Genomic DNA, 17,443 nt, shown 5'->3' with positions numbered 1-17,443 from the left:
TCGGCACAACGGCAGTCTCGTCCGGATGCCTTCTCACTGTGCAGATTGGGGGGCGCAGCCGACTTCGGCGATAATTGTGTGAAGGGGCTGGTGGTGACACCCTCGTCGTATCACCACCAGCCACGTTCGACACTCACGACCTGCTGTCACGCACGCAATCGGCGACGTGCTGCCAGTGCTGCCGGAAATCCGAGATCTGCATCGATCACTTCACCGGAGAGACGTTCCGAGATTTCGATCAGTCGACTGCATCCGGTCTCTCCGATCGCCTCGTACGGGTACGACCCCAGCACATCGGTCTGATGCTCAACCCGCTTCCGGCGATCGCGACCCACCCCGTTCAGGTGAAGCTCGGGGCCGTCTTCGAGCCATCCACGCGCCCGCACACCTTCGACGCCTTCCGCCCACTGATCGTTGTCCCATGCCCGGCTCATTTGCAGAGCAGCAGCAGGAACATCACCGGTTGCGGCGTGGACTACCAACGCTTCGACACCGTTGAGTCCCTCGGCGTGAAGAAGTGCGACATGAGAATCTCCGCGAAACTCCCGGAGCAAGGATTGGGCATGCCACAACACGAGATGAGGCTCCTCAGGCCACGGCAATGATGCGTGCCCACCGAACAGGGGTCGCCCTTGTGGTCTGTTGCAGGCGCGTTCCGCGGCTCGACGTGCGAGTTCGGCAGCTTCGCGAACTTCGGTGCCGTCGACATGTTCTCCCCAGGCCTTGCGCAGCGAACGGTCGACAGCGTCGAGTCGAGCGGTGAGGATCTGTTCGGGGGTGGCGATTGTCCAGGCTTCCGGCAGCACCGCGTGTACCAGTTCGGGGTTGAAGTTGAAGAACGTAGCGATGGTGACTTCAGCCGCTACTGCGCCCATGGGCGCAGACCGCGAAGCGAAGTAGCCCATTCGAGGGTGTGTAAAGCCCAGTGCGGCATATGCTTCCGCGCCGAAAGGGGTGAAGTAGATCATGCCGTGTATTGGTTCGGCTCCACGGAAGACGCGGCGCGCGGTTTCTGGTGCGATCGAGGTCATCGATAGTCCTTCATGCTGGTGGTGTGGTCTTCGAACAGTCGAGTCGGATGGTTGTTCTACGCCGGCTATCTCCCTCTGACATACATGCGGTCCCGGACGGCATCACCCACTCGGTAGACGGCCAGGACGACCAATGAAATCAGAATGCCGGAGGGGAGAATCTGTTGTGGTGCACTCAAGATGTGCAGGTACGCATCGGATAAGTCACCGCCCCAACTCGGAGTGGGCGGCTGTATACCCAACCCGAGGAACGAGAGTGCCGCCTGCGCGAGAAAAGTCAGGCCGGTGAGCACGGTCACCTGAACGACAACCGGCCCGATTGCGTGCGGAAGAAGATGACGCAGGAGCACTACGTGCGGCGGGCATCCTGAGAGTCGCGCGCTCAGAACGAAGTCTCGGTTCCTCGTTTCGCTGACCCCGGCAGCCAGAATTCTTGCAATTGTGGGTGCATAGACGACTCCGAGCGCTGACATCGACGTGATCAGGCTCGGCCCCAGAACACCGGTAATAGCCACTGCGAGAACCAAACCTGGGAATGCCAGCAATGCGTCCGCCACCCGGAGGAGTGACGCGCCGATCCAGCGTGGCCAATATCCGGCGATCAACCCCCACGGAATTCCCAACAGCAGACTGACAGCGACAGCGATCGCGACGCCGAAGAAGGCGGAGCGTCCTCCCCAGATCAATCGACTGAGCACGTCACGACCGAAGCCGTCAGTGCCAAGCAGGTGCTGTGCACTCGGACCGGCGAACGTGTTGGTCAGGTTCTGATCGGTCGGACTGTGCGGAGCCACGAACGAGGCCAAGACGGACGCCGCTATCAGCGTTCCGAGAAAGCAGTAGCTGAGCCATAATCCGGGGTGCAGTCGAGGGAGAGCCCACTTGGAGCGGGTCTCGCCTGCGGTGGTAAGCGCGAGTTGGCTCACGAGATCGTTCCCTTCCTCAATTGTGGGCTGATCATGTTGTTGACGACGTCGACCAGGAGGTTCACGAGAAGCACGATCACGACGAACAGCAACACAATGCCTTGAAGCATCGGATAATCTCGCGTGTCGATCGCAATGACGAGAGCGCTCCCGAGGCCCGGCAACACGAAGATCTGCTCGAGAATGACCGTCGCACCCAGCATCGCCACGGCGAGCAATCCATAGACAGTGACAATCGTGGGAACGATGTTTCGTAGCGCGTAGCGCCACACGATCTTCCGCTCGTCGATACCCATCGCACGCGCAGTTCGTACGTAGTCACTTGACAGTGTCTCGATCATCGCAGCCCTGGTCTGCCGAACCGCAATCGATGCTGCGCCGGCAGCGAGCGCCGTTGCTGGTAGGACCAAATGGCTCAGGTTGTCGATCACACTGTTCTCGAGAGGAACCCAGCCGAGCACCGGTAGAACTCCCAAACCGAGGGCGAAGACATCGACCAGCACGATAGCGAGGAAGAAGTCCGGTACCGCGAGTCCGATCCCCGAAACCGTGCGGGTCAGACCATCGCTGCGTCGTCCCTGCCGCGTCGCGGTCCACACACCGAGCGGTATAGCGACGACGGCGGACAGTAACAGTGCGAGTACAACGAGCTCGGCGCTCGCCGGCAGGCGCGCAAGGATCTGTGGGCCGACGGGGGCGCTGTTCTGTAGCGACGTTCCCAGATCTCCGTGCAGAGCCGACACCACCCAGTTCCAGTACTGGACCAGCAGAGGTTGATTCAATCCGAGGCGCTCGTTGAGTGCGGCGATCGATTCATCGCTGCCGTTCGGACCGAGAAGGGCCTCGGCTGGTCCACCGGGGATTATCCGGATAAGGGCAAAGGTTATGAAACTAGCGATGATCGCGGTAGGAATTATCTGTGCGAACCGGACGCCGATCATCCGTATGTAAGGATTCACCGGCGATCGGTGAGGGTTTCGGGTCGGAACGCTCTCAGGCTCGGGGGCCAACGAATTCTCTTGCGATACAACGGTCGTCGTCATGACTTCGAGAGGTACGTCAGATTGGGGGAGCCGTTCAGTGCAGGAACGGCCCCGTGGACGTTCTTCGTGTAGGCGACCACGTCGGGAGTGAAGTACAACGGTACGTACTCAGCGGACTTGATCACGACTTGATTGATCTGTTTGACGATGTCGAGCTGAGCGGTTTCGTCATACGTGTTGTTCAGCAGTGCGACCAGCTTCTCCAACTCCTCGTTGGGGACGGAATTCTGCCGGAAGTACGATCGCGAACCCAGAGAGGCTTCGAAATTGAGCGGTGCGGATGCTCGCGTGGGCCATCCCACGCTGAAGACGTCCGCGCTGTTGTGTGCGACGAACTCCGTAATCGCCTGAGGTCCACTCATTTCGACGAAGTCGACCTTGATGCCGACTTTCTCCCATTGTTCTCCGACAAGGACCGCGTTGGTCGAGTACGGCGGTAGGTTGCCTGCTAGTCCGCGCACGGTGACCCCATTCGGATACCCCGCCTCCGCTAGCAGCGATTTGGCCTTCTCCGGGTCGTACGGCCATGCATCTTCGGTTTCCTCGTCGTAGAACTGCGAACCGGGAGGATATTGACCGAACGCCGCAGTTCCTTCCGAGCTGTCCAGCGCGGCTCGCGCAATTGCCTTGCGGTCGAGCGCATACTGCATCGCCAGACGAACCCGGACGTCGTTAACCACAGGGTTCTTGTTGTTGATCACGACGAGCGCAACTCCGAGTCTCGGGTCGTGACTGACGTTCAGGTTGGGATTCCGTTCGAGGATCGGAGCACTCGACGGTGTGAGCCCGTATGCAAAATCCGCAGCGTTCGATGTCAGGGCATTTGTCAGCGCTGTGGGATTGGAGATCACCTGGATCTGGATCTTGGCGAGCTGGGGGCTGGGTGGACCTGCCGGTTTGTAATCGTCGAATCGACTGAATGTGTATGAACTGTTCGGGACTGCGCTGGTGAATGTGTACGGCCCTGCGCCTACAGGCTTGTTGGCGAAGTCTGCCCCTGCTGCTGCCAGCGCAGTGGGGGAGACCACCATTCCCAATCTGCCGTTGAGCCAGCCTGGTAAACCGGAGGTAGGTGAACTCAACGAGATCGTGACGTGATCTGGGGACGTTGCTTCGATGCTCTTGATCGTCGGGACGGAAACGATTCCGAGACTCAAGCAGTGTTCCATGCTTGCCTTGACGGCTGCTGCATCGACAGCTGTACCGTCGTGGAAGGTCAAGCCGTTCTGCAACGTCATCTCGAACGTCAGGTTGTCCGGTCCGGAGAAGCCCCACTCGCTGGCGATTCCGGGCCGCAACTTCTGGGTGGCAGGTTCCGCATCGATCAGTGGTGCATACATCAACTGTAAGTAGTCGATGTCGTATCCGATGTTTCCCGCACACGGGTCGAGCGAGGCGGGCACGTGCGATGTCGCGACCTTGAGTTCGGCGTTCGGATCGGCAGGTCCGGTATCGCCGGCGGTACCGGTGGCGCTGCTCGAACAGCCGCTGAGCACAAGAGCAGAAAGTGCAAACGCAGCTACCAGCACACGTGGGCCACTTTTCCCATGATTCTGGAAGCGTGTGATCGGATATCGGGATCGCAAAGACAGACGCGGATTCATATGGTGGACTTTCGCTTTGGTCTTCTCGGAAGGGGGGAGACTGACGCGGCACGCATTTACTGCGGCGGGTTGAAGATTCCGATCGATGTGGCCGGGGACGATAGATGGCAGGCGGAGCTGTGTGCGGAATTCGAGGCCGCGCGAAGTGACGGCGCTTCCGACGCACAGCGATCCATCGCAAACGGGCAGCGGGTGCGGAATCGACAGCCCGAGGGTGGATTCCGTGGGTCGGGTAACTCGCCCCGCACCAATGCTTTCCGACGACTGCGCCGCTCGAGTTCGATGTGCGGGGCCGCGGCGAGAAGCGCCTGCGTGTAGGGGTGCGATGGAGTCCTCAGGACCGTGGCAACCGGTCCGATCTCGACGATTCGGCCGAGGTACATCACCGCGACGCGATCGGCGATCCATGCCACCGAACCCAAATCGTGCGAAATGAAGATGTACGTGAGGTCATGTTCTTCTCGGAGATCGGCAAGAAGCTGCAACACCTCTTCCTGAAGCGAAACATCCAGGGAGGCAACAGGTTCGTCGCAGAGAATCAGTGGCGCCTTGGAGGCAAGTGCACGAGCGATGGTCACGCGTTGGCGTTGGCCACCGGAGAGCTGGGTCGGGAGGCGGTCGGCAAGCTCAGCGCCGAGACCGACCCTACGCAACAGCTCGACGGCTTTCGGCCGCAAGGACTGTGGGATGCGCAGACGCCCTGGCGCCATCGGCTCGGCTACGCAAGCCCATGAGGACATCCGATTGTTCAAGGCCGACGTAGGGTTTTGAAAAATGAGATGGGAAGATCCACCCTTGCCGAACGCCGGGTCGTCGAGATTCATAGTGATGGAGCCTGCGGCCGTAGCCACCAGACCCGCGAGAGCGTGAGCCGTCGAGGATTTTCCCGATCCTGATTCACCGATTATCGCAAGGGTTTCGCCCCTCTGTACGGAGAAGCTGACGTCGTCGACCGCGCGAAGAGCTTTGCGTCCGCGTCCGTACTCGACTGCCAGATTCCGAACGTCGACGATGACGTCGGTGTTGCTCATCAGCTCACCAGTCCGAGCAACTCGAGTTCGTCGCTGCGGTGACATCTTGTTGCCGATTCCGGTGATCCGATCAGAAGTGGATGATCGGATATGCAGAGCTCCTCGGAGTAGTTGCACCGGGCGACGTATCGGCAACCCACGCCGTCAGCAGGGGCTTTGCTGGTGAAATCGCCTCGCGCCTTGGGTGATTGGGAGGAGACTTCTTCGAATGTCGAGCGTGCCGCCTCGAGAAGGCTGAACGTGTAGGGATGCGCGGGCCGCCGAAGCAGCACGTCTCGTGGCGCGACGTCGACGATCTCGCCGCGAAACATGGTGATGACTCGATCCGCGACCTCGGCGACAACCGCGAGGTCGTGACTGATCAACAACACGGCAAGATCGCGCTGTTCGGCCAGTTCTCGAAGGAGATCGACAATCTGAGCTTGGATGGTGACGTCGAGCGCTGTTGTCGGTTCGTCCGCGATCAGCAACTTCGGACCGCATGCCAGGGCCATCGCGATCATCACCCGCTGACACATCCCGCCGGAAAGCTCGTACCCGTACGACTTCAAGGTTCTGCTCGGGTCGGCCAGTCCGACCTGGTGGAGAAGATCTGTAGCCACGTCCTCCGCATCGACTTTCGTGATGTCGCGGTGGGCCTTCAACACATCGACGATCTGGCGACCGATGCTGACGGAGGGGTTGAGAGCCGAACTCGGGTCCTGGAAGACCATACTGACGTCGCGACCGCGTATTTTCCTCAACTCGGCGGCGGGCCGACCCACAAGTTCCTGTCCTTCCAAACGGATGCTTCCGCTGGTTGTTGCCGTACGGGGCAAGAGACCGAGCAGAGCGAGTCCGGTCAGTGTCTTTCCGCTCCCGCTCTCTCCTACGAGGCCGGTGATTTCGCCCGACCCCAACTCGAAGCTCACTCGGTCGAGGAGTCTGTTCGAAATCGATTCTGTCCCAATGTCAACCGTGAGGTCTCGTACTTGCAGAAGTGGGCTCATCGTCGGGTCGTCCACGTGTGATCGTTCATCGCATTCCTCCGTAAACAACTGAACTGTTGTGACTGGAATCACGTACCGGGGAACCATAAACACTCACCTGCAACAAAGTCAATGAATGTTGCAACGATTGCCGTCGATGGCGCCGTCTGATCGCCTCCGGCTACCGACCAGCACGTCGTCAGCGATACATTCACTCCATGGCCGAGACACGTGACATCCGCGCGGAAGCGTTGAGTGCCGCCCGACGACAGTTCGCAGCCGGAAAACCGCTCGATGTGAACGCTTTGGCCACCGAGTTGGGGGTGGATCGGACCACCTTGTTCCGGCGTGCAGGGAATCGCGACACAATTACCGGTGACGTGCTCGATTCGCTGGCGCGCCGAACGTGGCGAATGGGCCTCGAGGAGTGCGGTGGAAGCGGAGCGTCAAGGGTTGTCGACGTCCTCACTTACCATGCACGGGCGACAATCGAGACCGAATTCTTCCGGACGTATTTGACTCGGGAACCGCAAAAGGCGTTGTGCATACTCACAACTGGACTGGGGCCGATTCAGGGCACGATGGTCGAATCCGTGCGAAGGCTGATCGAAGCTGAAATACCAGAGCAGATTCGGCCCGACCTGCCCGTCGAGGACATGGCATATCTGCTGGTTCGCGTGGGTGAGTCGTTCATCTACAACGATTTGCTCACCGGTGGCACTCCGGATACGGAGAAGGCTCGCTTGGCGTTCCGGCTCATCCTCTCGCGTGACTAGTATGCCGAGTTTCCGTTTTCTCAGTTTTCGTGAAAGCGCTTCGAATGCAAGCTATTTCATAGCTATGCCTGGTTTCATGACCCACTCAGGCTGGTGGGATCGGCACAAAGGTCCGCATCTCGTCCCGTCCGGGCCGGATGACGCCTGCGGCGGATTCGGGAACCTCGTTCCAGGCGCCGGGAAGGTCACGTAGAGGCTCGGAGACGACGATTCGGGTCTCCTCACTCAGATGGTGCAGGGCATCCACCTCAGGATGGAGCTTGCGCAACGTGGAAATCTCGGTGGAGAAGAACAACGACCTCGACTGGTGCTCGCTGGAATAGCGAAAGATCCAGGTGGAGATGCCATCCGACGTGGCGACGGTCATCTGAACCGGATTGTCGATTCCCTGCGAGCGGGCCGTGTGCTCGACGAATCCGACGGCCCTTGCGACACCTTCGAACGGATCGTCGGTCAGGCCGAACGTCAGCGCGAGGAAGAACAAGGTTTCCGAGTCCGTCGATCCTTCGAGATCCGGAAAGAGCGACGGATCAATGGCAGTCACCAATTCCCGTTTCATGTCGTGGAATCCGTGTAGTGAACCGTTGTGCATCCACAACCACCGCCGGTGCCGGAACGGGTGGCAGTTGCTGCGCTGCACTGCAGTTCCCGTCGAGGCGCGGATGTGAGCGAACAGCAGAGGGGTGCGCAATTGGGAGGTGACTTCGCGCAGGTTCGAGTCGTTCCACGCGGGTTCGATGCTCTTGAAAACTGCCGGTTGGGGGCCTTCCCCGTACCAGCCGATTCCGAAGCCGTCGCCATTTGTCGTCGTGGCCCCGAGTTGAGAATGCAGGCTCTGGTCGATCAGCGAGTGCTGTGGCCTGAACAGCAAGTCATGGGCCAGTATCGGCTCTCCGGAATACGCCATCCACCTACACATACTTTCAACTCAAGCAGATCGAGTCGGCGTTGACGGTGCATGCGCAGCGGCGTGCGTCGTCTGGGTGGGCTTCCATGTCGACACAGCCCAGATCACGACGATGTTCAGCGCGATGATGAGAGTCGACCACCAGGGGTAGTACGGCAGCCACAAGAAGTTCGCGATGATCGAGATCGCGCAGATCACCACTGCCGACACCCGCGCCCAGGCCGCTCCGGTGAACAGTGCAAGCCCGACGAGAGCGACGAGCGCGCCCAACACGAGATGGATCCAACCCCACGTCGTCAGGTCGAACTGATAGACGTAGTCGATCCCGACTACGAACACTTCGTTTTCGGCGACGGCAGCGAGTCCTTGGAAGAACTGCACGATGCCGACCGTCACCAAGATGACGGCTGCCCCGATCGATGTTCCTACCGCGAAACCCTGCTTGACTGATGTTGTATCCGACATGACGGTTTCCCTTGATTCGGTGGGGGGCGACCGGACACGTGCCCGGCACGCTCGTTGTAGTGATCGTTGTTCCACCGGCTGACCGCTATGAAACGGAAATACCTGTCCAATGCGGTGAGAAATCAGTGCGATCTGCTCCGATGTGCGGGCGAAATGTAACTTCTGACCCCTGTTGATCCGATGTACCCCTTGCCGGAACGCGTGTGCGGAGAAATTGCTCGTAACCGAAGTTCACAGAAAACAAGAGGAATTCGGCACGGAATTCGACCTATTTGTCCAGCTGTACTGGTATTTTGACTGAATTGACCGGAAGCTACGGTCCGCGGAAAAAAGGTAGCGAGAGAATGACGATCTTCGGCAGGCGTACCGCGGGCATCACCGCGACGGCCTTCGTCTTGGCGACCGTTGTGTCGACAGCACTCCCCGCAGTGGGATCGGCTGCCCCCGTTTCGCTCACCCGCGCGTGCAACTCGGAAATCAACGAAAATTCGATGTCACTCGATCCGGCCGTGATCGACGGTTGGTACGACATCTCGACTGGATCGCCTGGAACGAAAATCAACTCGATCGAGGCGTGGCGGACAGTGCCGGGAGACATCCTCGAGTTTCGCGCATCGGTGACGATCAGAGCCCACGGAAGTCCCGTCCGAGGGACCCTTCGGATCGACGGCGCCGGCTTGACCGGAGATCAGGATTTGATCTCCAGAATGACGTTGACCCAAGATCTCGGTCGCTCAGGATCAACGGTCACCGATGCCGACGACGGTTCGGTCATCCCCGTACGTGCCAAGCTCGCCTTCGACGTCACAACTCCTGGACAAGTCGCGCAGAACCAGACGGTCAACCTCTCGGCAGTCAAGATTGTCTTGGCAGGCGACACCACCGATCCGGGAGGTGAGTGCCCCGGCCCCGGCGGCGGGGGGAATGGAAGCGGTGGCGGAAACGGCAGCGGTGGTGACGGTTCCGGTGGCAACGTTGGGGATTCCGGTGACGCACTTCCCGGTCGTGACGTCGGAAACCGAGTACCAATTTCCCAGATTCCGTCCGGCCCGACTTCTCGTCCGTGACAGCGGCACCTGGATCCACGGCCAGCCGAACGTGGGCCGCTGCAGTAGTGGCGACAATGCTCTTGATCGGCGGATGTTCCGACGACGGTGACTCGCCGACCCGCGTCCTCGCGACCGGCCAACAAGATTTGCCGCCAGAGATTCGCGCGGTGGTCGACGGTCCGGATGTCCCGACCACGCTGCGCACAGGCAACAGCACCGCTGACATCCTGCCGATCAAGACGACGACGGACGGCTCGCTCATTCCGCCCGAGGATGTCAGTGAGATCGGATGGTGGGCAGATTCGGCATTTCCCGGCTCCGGCGCGGGCACTGTGGTGATCACCGGACACGTCAACGACATCTATCAGGGTGACGGTTTCGGAAAGAAGTTCTCGACACTGGAAATCGGCTCGGTCGTGACCGTGGCGGGCGCCGGGGGACAGACCTGGAACTACCGTATCGATGCGGTCGATCACTACGGCAAGGACGGCGAGCTGCCGGTCGAGCGATTGAACAGCCTCGACGGACCCGAAACCCTCGCGCTGATCACCTGCGGCGGCGAGTTCGTCGGTCCGCCGTTCGGATACGAGGACAACGACGTCGCGTGGGGAACTCCGGTGCCCGCATAGCCGAAAACCAGACGTCGGAACGGTTGATAAACTGGGTCCCGCGTTCGTGGCCATCCACGCACGTTTCGAAAGTCCGAAGAAGGAGATTGTGCTGTGGTTGACCTCGCCTATGTCATCGCTGGGTCCGAAGCGACTGGCGGTGCCGGCCTGCAGGTCGACCTGAAGACGTTTCAGGCATTGGACGTCTACGGCGTAGCGACCACCACATGTATCGTCTCGTTCGATCCCAAGAACAACTGGGGTCATCGCTTCGTACCGATCGCTCCTGACGTGATCGCTGATCAGATCGAGGCTGCCACTGCGGCTCACGATCTGGACGTCGTCAAGATCGGCATGTTGGGCACGCCCGCCACCATCGAGGTTGTGGCAGAGGGCCTGCGTCGGCAGTCCTGGCGCCACGTCGTCCTCGACCCGGTCCTGATCTGCAAGGGCCAGGAGCCCGGCGCGGCTCTCGATACTGATACAGCACTTCGTGATTCGATCCTCCCGCTCGCCACCGTCGTCACACCCAACCTGTTCGAGGCACGCACCCTCGCCGGAATGGACAGCATCGAAAGCGTCGACGACCTCATCGAGGCCGCACGTCGTATCCATGATCTCGGACCCAAGTACGTGCTCGCAAAGGGCGGTGTCGAACTCGCCGGTGGCGACGCCGTCGACGTGTTGTTCGACGGGACCGACGTGACTGTTCTCTCCGCCCCCAAGGTCGGCGAAGAGCGCGTCTCGGGTGCCGGTTGCACGCTGGCCGCCGCAGTGACCGCGGAGCTGGCAAAAGGCGCCGACGTGGGAGAAGCCGTCGCTCTGGCAAAGAAGTTCGTCACGGCGGGCATCGAAGGCCGCGTCTCGGCACACACGCCGTTCGACACCGTCTGGCAGGGCGCGTTCAAGGGATAGGCGCACGGCGGCTCACATCGCCGCGCGCGGCCTGGCAGGATCGAGTGCGTGAGTACTGCGAACCTGAATCGAAGCGAAGTCGCCGAACGATCTCGAGCCATCTCCGTCGCCGGTTACCGGGTGGAGTTGGATCTGCGATCGGCGGTCGACTCCGCCGTGAAGACCTTTTCGACGGTCACGACAATTGATCTGACGTCCTCGGTGGAGTCCACGTGGCTCGATTTCATCGGTGCTGCAGTCGATTCCGTGGACGTCGACGGTGCGTCGATTCCGGTGGAGTACGACGGATCCCGGATCGGGCTGCGCGGACTCGGCGGATCGAACGTCGTTCGGGTGGCAGCTCACGGCCACTACAGCCGTTCGGGCGAAGGGCTGCACCGATTTGTCGACGACGCTGACGATCAGACGTATCTGTACACGCAATACGAGCCTGCCGATGCCAGGCGTGTTTTCGCCTGCTTCGAGCAGCCGGACCTCAAGGCGCCCTTCACATTCGAGGTGACAGCACCTGACGGCTGGGAAGTCCTGTCGAATCAGCCCGCGACCCAGACTCTCTCCGTGGACGGTGCACAACGCGTCACTTTCGCCCCGACGCTGCCGATCTCGACCTACATCACCGCGATCGCGGCCGGGCCGTATCACCGCGTGGCGTCGTCGTGGAGTCGCGGCGAACTCACTGTCGAGTTGGGTGCGCTGTGCCGGGCGTCGTTGGCTCCACACCTCGATGCAGACAACGTTTTCGACATCACCCGTCAGGGGTTGGACTTCTACGCCGAGTACTTCGACTATCCGTATCCGTTCGGCAAGTACGACCAGATCTTTGTCCCCGAGTACAACCTCGGCGCCATGGAGAACCCGGGACTGGTGACCTTCACCGAGGCATACGTGTTCCGCGGCTCCGCAACCGACGAGCAGCATCAGCGCCGCGCCAACACGATCCTGCACGAAATGGCGCACATGTGGTTCGGCGATCTCGTGACCATGGTCTGGTGGGACGACCTGTGGCTCAAGGAATCTTTTGCCGATTTCATGGGATCGCTGGTCAGCGCCGAAGCCACTCGCTTCACCGATGCCTGGGTGGCATTCGCCATCAAGCGAAAAGCGTGGGCGTACCTCCAAGATCAGCTGCCGACGACTCATCCCATCGTCGCCGACATCGTCGATCTCGAAGCTGCGAAGCTGAACTTCGACGGAATCACCTACGCCAAGGGCGCCAGTGTCCTCAAACAACTTGTGGCGTTCGTCGGCCGTGACGCGTTCTTCGAAGCGGCACGACGGTACTTCAAGGCCCACGCCTTCGGGAACACCACGCTGGTTGATCTGCTCGACGTGCTCACGGAGACTTCCGGACGTGATGTGCGCGAATGGGCCCGAATCTGGTTGCAGACCACCGGAGTGTCCACGCTGTCGCTCGACGGAACAGACCTGGTCCAGACGGACCCGAGGCCGCATCGGCTCGCAGTCGGAATCTACGACTACAACGAGTCCGGAGACCTTGTTCGCACCGAACGCGTCGAACTCGACATCACCGAATCACGCACGTCGGTCGACCTTCCGCCCGGAGCACTCACACTGCTCAACGACGAAGACCTCACCTACGCCAAGGTGCGATTGGACGCGGAATCTCTGTCCACTGTCGAGGCATCCCTGGACCGCGTGAGCGATCCGCTTGCGCGCGGGGTGATCTGGTCGTCGCTGTGGAACTCGGTGCGTGATGCGCAGCTCTCGGTGTTCCGGTACCTCGACATGGTGGAACGATTCGCTCCCGCGGAGACAGATCTTGCGATTCTCAGCTCGATCCTGACCGATGCCCAATACGCGGTTCTTCACTACGTTCCGAAAAGTTTGCGGCCCAATGTCAGTGCAGGCTGGTTGGAAACGACCTGGAAGGCGGTGTTCGAAGCCGAACCGGAGTCCGGAAGACAGCTGGCATGGGCACGGGCTCTGTCGGCCGCTGCAGCGGTCAACGATGCTCGCGCCGACGAGGTGCGGTCGATACTCGACGGCACCTGCCCGGGGCCGGTCGGACTGGCTCTCGATCCTGATCTGCGGTGGGCATTGTGGATCGCCCTGTCGGCGACCGGCCATGCGAGTGTGAGCGACTTCGACGGTGAGCTGAGCAAGGACAGCACGTCAGCGGGTCGAACGGCGTACGTCCGCGCCGCGGCGTCGATTCCCGATGCCGAGACCAAGGCGGCTGCCTGGGCGTCGGCGACCACCGATGCCTCACTCTCGAACGACCGCCTGGATGCGACGATCGCCGGATTCCGTTCGGGCACAGACCCGTCGTTGATCGAGGGATATGCGGTCGAGTACTTCTCGTCCCTGGGGAAGTGGTGGTCCGAACGCAGCATCGAGATCGCGCGACGGTTGGTGAACGGGCTCTTCCCGGCAGCTGAAGACACCTCTGCTGTCGATTCCTGGATCCAGGCCAATGCTGAGGCGCCCGCGTCGCTGCGGAGGCTTGTTCTCGAGCGTCGGGATCACCTGGCCCGAGACCTACGTGCCCAGGCGTCGAACGCAGTGATCTGACGCCATCAGCTCCGAAATGTCCTGTTCTTGGATATTGTCTAAACAGGGCTGCGACGGGAGACGACGTGCACACGATCACGGATCTGTCGCTGGTCACGGGCCCGGTTCCGCCCGTGGTGACGGTGCTCGGAATTCTGGCACTTCTGTGGCTGATCTTCTCGAGATCGAGGCGTCACGTGCTGATCTCGATTCCGGTCTGCATCGTCGCGGCAATCGCGATCACTCTCGTGCTGTACTGGCTGATCGAGAAGGTGTGGCACCCGTTCCCCGATCCGATTGCCCGTCCGGTCTACGTGTGGATCGGGTTGGGCATTCTCGGCGTGCTGCTGGGCGTTTCGCGGGTATTTGCGGCGACGCGGATCGACGGCCGCGTGCTCACCGTGGTCTCCGTGCTCCTGGTGGTCGTGTCGAGCGCGGCTCACGTGAATCTGCAGTTCCAGTCGTATCCGACGTTGGGAACAGCGCTGGGACTCTCGGACGCGGAGAAGGTTTCACTCGCCGACCTGGACGACGGCAAGGACGGCGCGGTACCGGTTTCGCAATGGAAGGCTCCCGCGGACATGCCGTCGACCGGCAAGGTCAGCACGGTCACGATTGCGGGGACGGTCTCCGGATTCAGCGCCCGCGACGCCGAGATCTACCTACCGCCCGCGTATTTCACCAACCCGCGACCGGAGTTGCCCGTGTTGGTCCTGCTAGCCGGCCAACCAGGCGCGCCCGAGGACTGGCTACAGGGCGGACGTCTCGTCCAGACCATGGACACCTACGCCGCTGCGCATTCGGGCTTGGCTCCCGTTGTCGTCGTTGCTGACGGGACCGGGTCGGAACTGGCGAATCCGCTCTGCGTCGATTCCCAACTCGGGAACGTCGCAACGTACCTTTCGCGCGATGTTCCCGACTGGGTGCGCGGGAACCTCCAGGTGGATCCCGACCCGAGGAAGTGGGCGATCGGGGGACTTTCCTACGGCGGTACCTGCGCGTTCCAGATGGCGACGAACTTCCCCGCGGTCTATCCGACGTTCCTGGATCTGTCCGGTCAGATCGAACCCACACTCGGCGATCGCAAGCAGACGGTCGATGCAGCGTTCGGCGGCAATGAAGCCGCGTTCGTGGCAGTGAATCCGCAGGATCTGCTCCGGGAGAAGAAGTTCCCCGACAGCGCCGGGGTGTTCGTGGTCGGCAAACAGGACAACGACTACCGCCCAGGTCTTCAAACGCTCTACGAAGCCGCAAAAGCCGCAGGGATGGACGTCCAATACGCCGAGGTCGACGGAGGACACAGCTTCCAAGTGTGGTCGGCTGGATTGGCGAGTCAATTAGGTTGGCTGGGAACGCGACTCGGCCTGCCCGGATGAACGATCGTCCGGAAGTTCCGAAGACCCGATGATCAGCGGGTGAATTCTTCCGGTCGCCCCGGCTTCGGAGCCCAATCCCTGCGGATCCGCCACACTCGCGAGCCGAAGGTCGAGTGCGCCGGTCCATTCTCGGGTCAATTGCGCATCGAGTGCGTCGACGCGCTCGAGTAGCGGAGGGTGCTGGTCCGGCGGGCAGGCTTCGAGCAAGGTCGCGAATACCGCGCGTAGACGGCGCTGGACCTGCGCGGAATTGGTACTGAAGTGCCGGATCTCGTCGGTGGCGACGGACACGTAATCGGTCCAGGTGCGTTGCTGCCCTCTGATCAGCGTGAGATCCGAGGTTGATGTGTCGAAGCGGACCCGCGGGGCGAGAAGTACCAGAAGATCTTCGATGTGGTCGAGAGCCTGGACGGCTCGGCCCGGGTCGTTGATGGCGGGTGACAGTGCCTTGAGCGCGATGTCCACGATCGACTGAAGCGCTGCACCGGGGCTGACGACCGGGCTGTGCGTGTCACCGAAGATCAAGCACGACATCAAGGTGTCCGGGCGTACCTTCAGCGAGGGTCCGCGTACCTCGAAGAGGGGCGCGTTCTGGGCGACGAACTCGCCGATGCTGGGGACGACTTCGACCGAGACGTCCCAGCGGCCGGCCAACCGCTGCAGTCGTGCGAGATCGATCGCCAGCAGAATCCGGCCGTCGGGTGAGAGGTGGCGCAGGCGAATCACCAGTGCGTCGGCGCTCTCGGAGTTCTCGGACTCGCGCGGTTGGGGTAGGGGGAGCGGCTGACTGGGTTTCGGTGCGCCAGAGGGCAGGTCCTCGTACAGCGGATAGGCACGAATCGTCGCGCTCCGGCCCTGGGCCGCTATCCAACGCAGCAACCGACTGGAATTGAGAATCGACCCGACCTTCGCCACCAACGCGATGAACAGGATCGCACTGGCCAATGCCAGAAGCAGTGCGATCGCCGTGGAGATGGTCGGTGAGGAATTCTCCGAATCGAGCGCCAGATCGAGCGCAATGATCAAGGAGAAGACGAACGTGGCCAGAAACATGCCGATCGACCACCGCATCACCCGCTGCTGCGCGAGCATCGGGACCACCCGCACCGAAATCTGCGAGGCGCCGAACTGCATTGCGAGGGTGATGGCGGTGAACACCAGACCGGTGAGAGTGATCATCCCGCCGGCGATGACGCTGAGCAGCGTCGCGGTGGCCCCGGCGTCGACGCCCTCGGAAATGGTACCGACGTCGCCGTCGCTGACGAGATCTCCGTCGATCCCGACGAGGATGTTCGCGGTGACGACGGACAGGACGACGAGGATCACGGGGAGACGCCAGACGGGGACTGTTCGTAGTCGTCGGCGAGTTCGACGCCAGCGAATTCTGTCCGAGAGCCGCCGCGACAATCCGACCTTCGACGTGGGGGTTGCGGTGTCGACGACGGGGAGCGGTGGTGGGGGCGGGGGAGTGGAACCGAAACTTCCCGACACCGTTTCCTGAACGTAGATCTTCGCGTGGATCATCGGCTCGCGATAACGCTGTTCACGGGCCACTGCCCGGCTCATCTTGGCGGGCTTGTCGCGGTAACGCGAGCGCGCCCACGGGGCACCCGGGCGACTCAACCGAATTGCTCCGATCAACAGAAGTGGGGTGAAGAACAGCCCGATCAAGCCGGTCCAGAGTTTGCCCTTCATCAACGTGATCACGGCGAGTCCGAGTTGGATGACGATCGCGACGACAACGCCGATCAACGTCGCCAGGCTACGGTCCTGCTCGTACGGGTCGAACTCTCCCGCGAACCCGATCGGGTGGACCCCGAGAAGGAAAAGGAACGAGATCGCGATGGCAACGAACACCGCGTCGATGGACGAGCGACCCTCCTCGGCCCAGTAGACATCGCGCAGATGCAACACGAGCGCGTACTCGTCGAGGACCAACGCGCTGCCGATACCGAACACCGACGCGAGAACACAATTGGCGATCGGGGTGTGATAGTCGGCCAGAGCGATGAAGGCGAAGCCGGACACGAGCATCATCATCAAACCGAAAACCATGTGGTGGATGTGCATTCCACCGGGCGTGACATTGCCTGGCCACCACGAGACCTCGGCCCGGATCATCCGGACGCTGAAGCGGATGAACAGGAACGTCAGGACAAAGGCGAGTAGGAGGAAGAACAGCGGGAGCCTGCCGGTGTCGACGACCGTGTGCTCGAACCAGGACCGCACGGCG

15 protein-coding genes are annotated in these 17,443 nt (G+C 61.4%); 6 read left to right on the top strand and 9 right to left on the bottom strand.

Annotated features, from left to right (window positions below; translation table 11 throughout):
• Positions 1–146 precede the first annotated feature (146 nt).
• The 6 genes from P0M12_RS27940 to P0M12_RS27915 all read right to left on the bottom strand — a co-directional run bounded on the left by P0M12_RS27940 (position 147) and on the right by P0M12_RS27915 (position 6,546).
• Entirely contained in the window at positions 147–1,031 is an 885-nt protein-coding gene (locus tag P0M12_RS27940) for a hypothetical protein (protein WP_277377152.1), read from the bottom strand.
• Positions 1,032–1,096: 65 nt separating this feature from the next.
• Complete coding sequence (locus tag P0M12_RS27935; RefSeq protein WP_020969703.1) at positions 1,097–1,957, bottom strand: ABC transporter permease; 861 nt, start codon at positions 1,955–1,957, stop codon at positions 1,097–1,099.
• The gene (locus P0M12_RS27930) at positions 1,954–2,916 is read right to left on the bottom strand and encodes an ABC transporter permease (RefSeq protein ID WP_277377151.1); all 963 of its coding nucleotides are present in this window, start codon (positions 2,914–2,916) and stop codon (positions 1,954–1,956) included. The genes P0M12_RS27935 and P0M12_RS27930 overlap by 4 nt, the downstream gene beginning before the upstream one ends.
• A gap of 80 nt (positions 2,917–2,996) precedes the next feature.
• On the bottom strand, positions 2,997–4,529 hold the full coding sequence (locus P0M12_RS27925; protein ID WP_277377150.1) for an ABC transporter substrate-binding protein: 1,533 nt from the start codon (positions 4,527–4,529) through the stop codon (positions 2,997–2,999).
• A gap of 131 nt (positions 4,530–4,660) precedes the next feature.
• Positions 4,661–5,635, bottom strand: a complete 975-nt coding sequence (locus P0M12_RS27920) for an ABC transporter ATP-binding protein (RefSeq protein ID WP_162114853.1) — start codon at positions 5,633–5,635, stop codon at positions 4,661–4,663.
• Positions 5,635–6,546, bottom strand: coding sequence for an ABC transporter ATP-binding protein (locus P0M12_RS27915; RefSeq protein ID WP_238592730.1), 912 nt, complete (start codon positions 6,544–6,546; stop codon positions 5,635–5,637). Before P0M12_RS27915 ends, P0M12_RS27920 begins: the two co-directional genes overlap by 1 nt.
• 275 nt (positions 6,547–6,821) lie before the next feature.
• On the opposite strand from P0M12_RS27915, the gene P0M12_RS27910 reads away from it, so the two are divergent.
• The gene (locus P0M12_RS27910) at positions 6,822–7,379 is read left to right on the top strand and encodes a QsdR family transcriptional regulator (RefSeq protein WP_021333511.1); all 558 of its coding nucleotides are present in this window, start codon (positions 6,822–6,824) and stop codon (positions 7,377–7,379) included.
• A gap of 85 nt (positions 7,380–7,464) precedes the next feature.
• Here P0M12_RS27910 and P0M12_RS27905 read toward each other — a convergent pair whose 3' ends face one another.
• Both P0M12_RS27905 and P0M12_RS27900 read right to left on the bottom strand, forming a co-directional pair.
• A complete protein-coding gene (locus P0M12_RS27905) occupies positions 7,465–8,286 on the bottom strand; it encodes a class II glutamine amidotransferase (protein WP_277377149.1) in 822 nt (273 codons plus the stop codon).
• Between the two features lie 21 nt (positions 8,287–8,307).
• The gene (locus tag P0M12_RS27900; RefSeq protein WP_030537512.1) at positions 8,308–8,751 is read right to left on the bottom strand and encodes a hypothetical protein; all 444 of its coding nucleotides are present in this window, start codon (positions 8,749–8,751) and stop codon (positions 8,308–8,310) included.
• 344 nt (positions 8,752–9,095) lie between these two features.
• On the opposite strand from P0M12_RS27900, the gene P0M12_RS27895 reads away from it, so the two are divergent.
• The 5 genes from P0M12_RS27895 (at position 9,096) to P0M12_RS27875 (ending at position 15,210) form a co-directional block, all read left to right on the top strand.
• Positions 9,096–9,818, top strand: coding sequence for a hypothetical protein (locus tag P0M12_RS27895; protein ID WP_221742178.1), 723 nt, complete (start codon positions 9,096–9,098; stop codon positions 9,816–9,818).
• Positions 9,815–10,429 (top strand): class F sortase, encoded by a 615-nt coding sequence (locus tag P0M12_RS27890; RefSeq protein WP_277377148.1) that lies wholly within the window; start codon positions 9,815–9,817, stop codon positions 10,427–10,429. The genes P0M12_RS27895 and P0M12_RS27890 overlap by 4 nt, the downstream gene beginning before the upstream one ends.
• A gap of 93 nt (positions 10,430–10,522) precedes the next feature.
• Entirely contained in the window at positions 10,523–11,323 is an 801-nt protein-coding gene (thiD, locus tag P0M12_RS27885) for a bifunctional hydroxymethylpyrimidine kinase/phosphomethylpyrimidine kinase (RefSeq protein ID WP_003946192.1), read from the top strand.
• Positions 11,324–11,371: 48 nt separating this feature from the next.
• Entirely contained in the window at positions 11,372–13,855 is a 2,484-nt protein-coding gene (gene pepN / locus P0M12_RS27880) for an aminopeptidase N (RefSeq protein WP_162114849.1), read from the top strand.
• A 65-nt stretch (positions 13,856–13,920) separates the two neighbouring features.
• Positions 13,921–15,210 (top strand): alpha/beta hydrolase-fold protein, encoded by a 1,290-nt coding sequence (locus P0M12_RS27875; protein ID WP_054187376.1) that lies wholly within the window; start codon positions 13,921–13,923, stop codon positions 15,208–15,210.
• On the opposite strand, the gene P0M12_RS27870 is transcribed toward P0M12_RS27875, so the two are convergent.
• A complete protein-coding gene (locus P0M12_RS27870) occupies positions 15,172–17,439 on the bottom strand; it encodes a DUF2254 family protein (protein ID WP_007731986.1) in 2,268 nt (755 codons plus the stop codon). The genes P0M12_RS27875 and P0M12_RS27870 overlap by 39 nt on opposite strands.
• Positions 17,440–17,443 lie beyond the last annotated feature (4 nt).

The sequence above is a fragment of the Rhodococcus sp. RCBS9 genome (assembly GCF_029457415.1).
GTDB classification, from domain to species: domain Bacteria; phylum Actinomycetota; class Actinomycetes; order Mycobacteriales; family Mycobacteriaceae; genus Rhodococcus_F; species Rhodococcus_F qingshengii.
The sequence above is the reverse complement of the archived record's forward strand: the minus strand, read 5'-3'. Positions and strand labels throughout refer to the sequence as shown.

Bases quoted from the DNA above. Each gene is read 5' to 3' on its own strand.
- P0M12_RS27910 (WP_021333511.1), top strand. From the start codon at position 6,822: ATGGCCGAGACACGTGACATCCGCGCGGAAGCGTTGAGTGCCGCCCGA.
- P0M12_RS27920 (WP_162114853.1), bottom strand. From the start codon at position 5,635: ATGAGCAACACCGACGTCATCGTCGACGTTCGGAATCTGGCAGTCGAG.
- P0M12_RS27900 (WP_030537512.1), bottom strand. From the start codon at position 8,751: ATGTCGGATACAACATCAGTCAAGCAGGGTTTCGCGGTAGGAACATCG.
- P0M12_RS27895 (WP_221742178.1), top strand. From the start codon at position 9,096: ATGACGATCTTCGGCAGGCGTACCGCGGGCATCACCGCGACGGCCTTC.
- P0M12_RS27905 (WP_277377149.1), bottom strand. From the start codon at position 8,286: ATGGCGTATTCCGGAGAGCCGATACTGGCCCATGACTTGCTGTTCAGG.
- P0M12_RS27940 (WP_277377152.1), bottom strand. From the start codon at position 1,031: ATGACCTCGATCGCACCAGAAACCGCGCGCCGCGTCTTCCGTGGAGCC.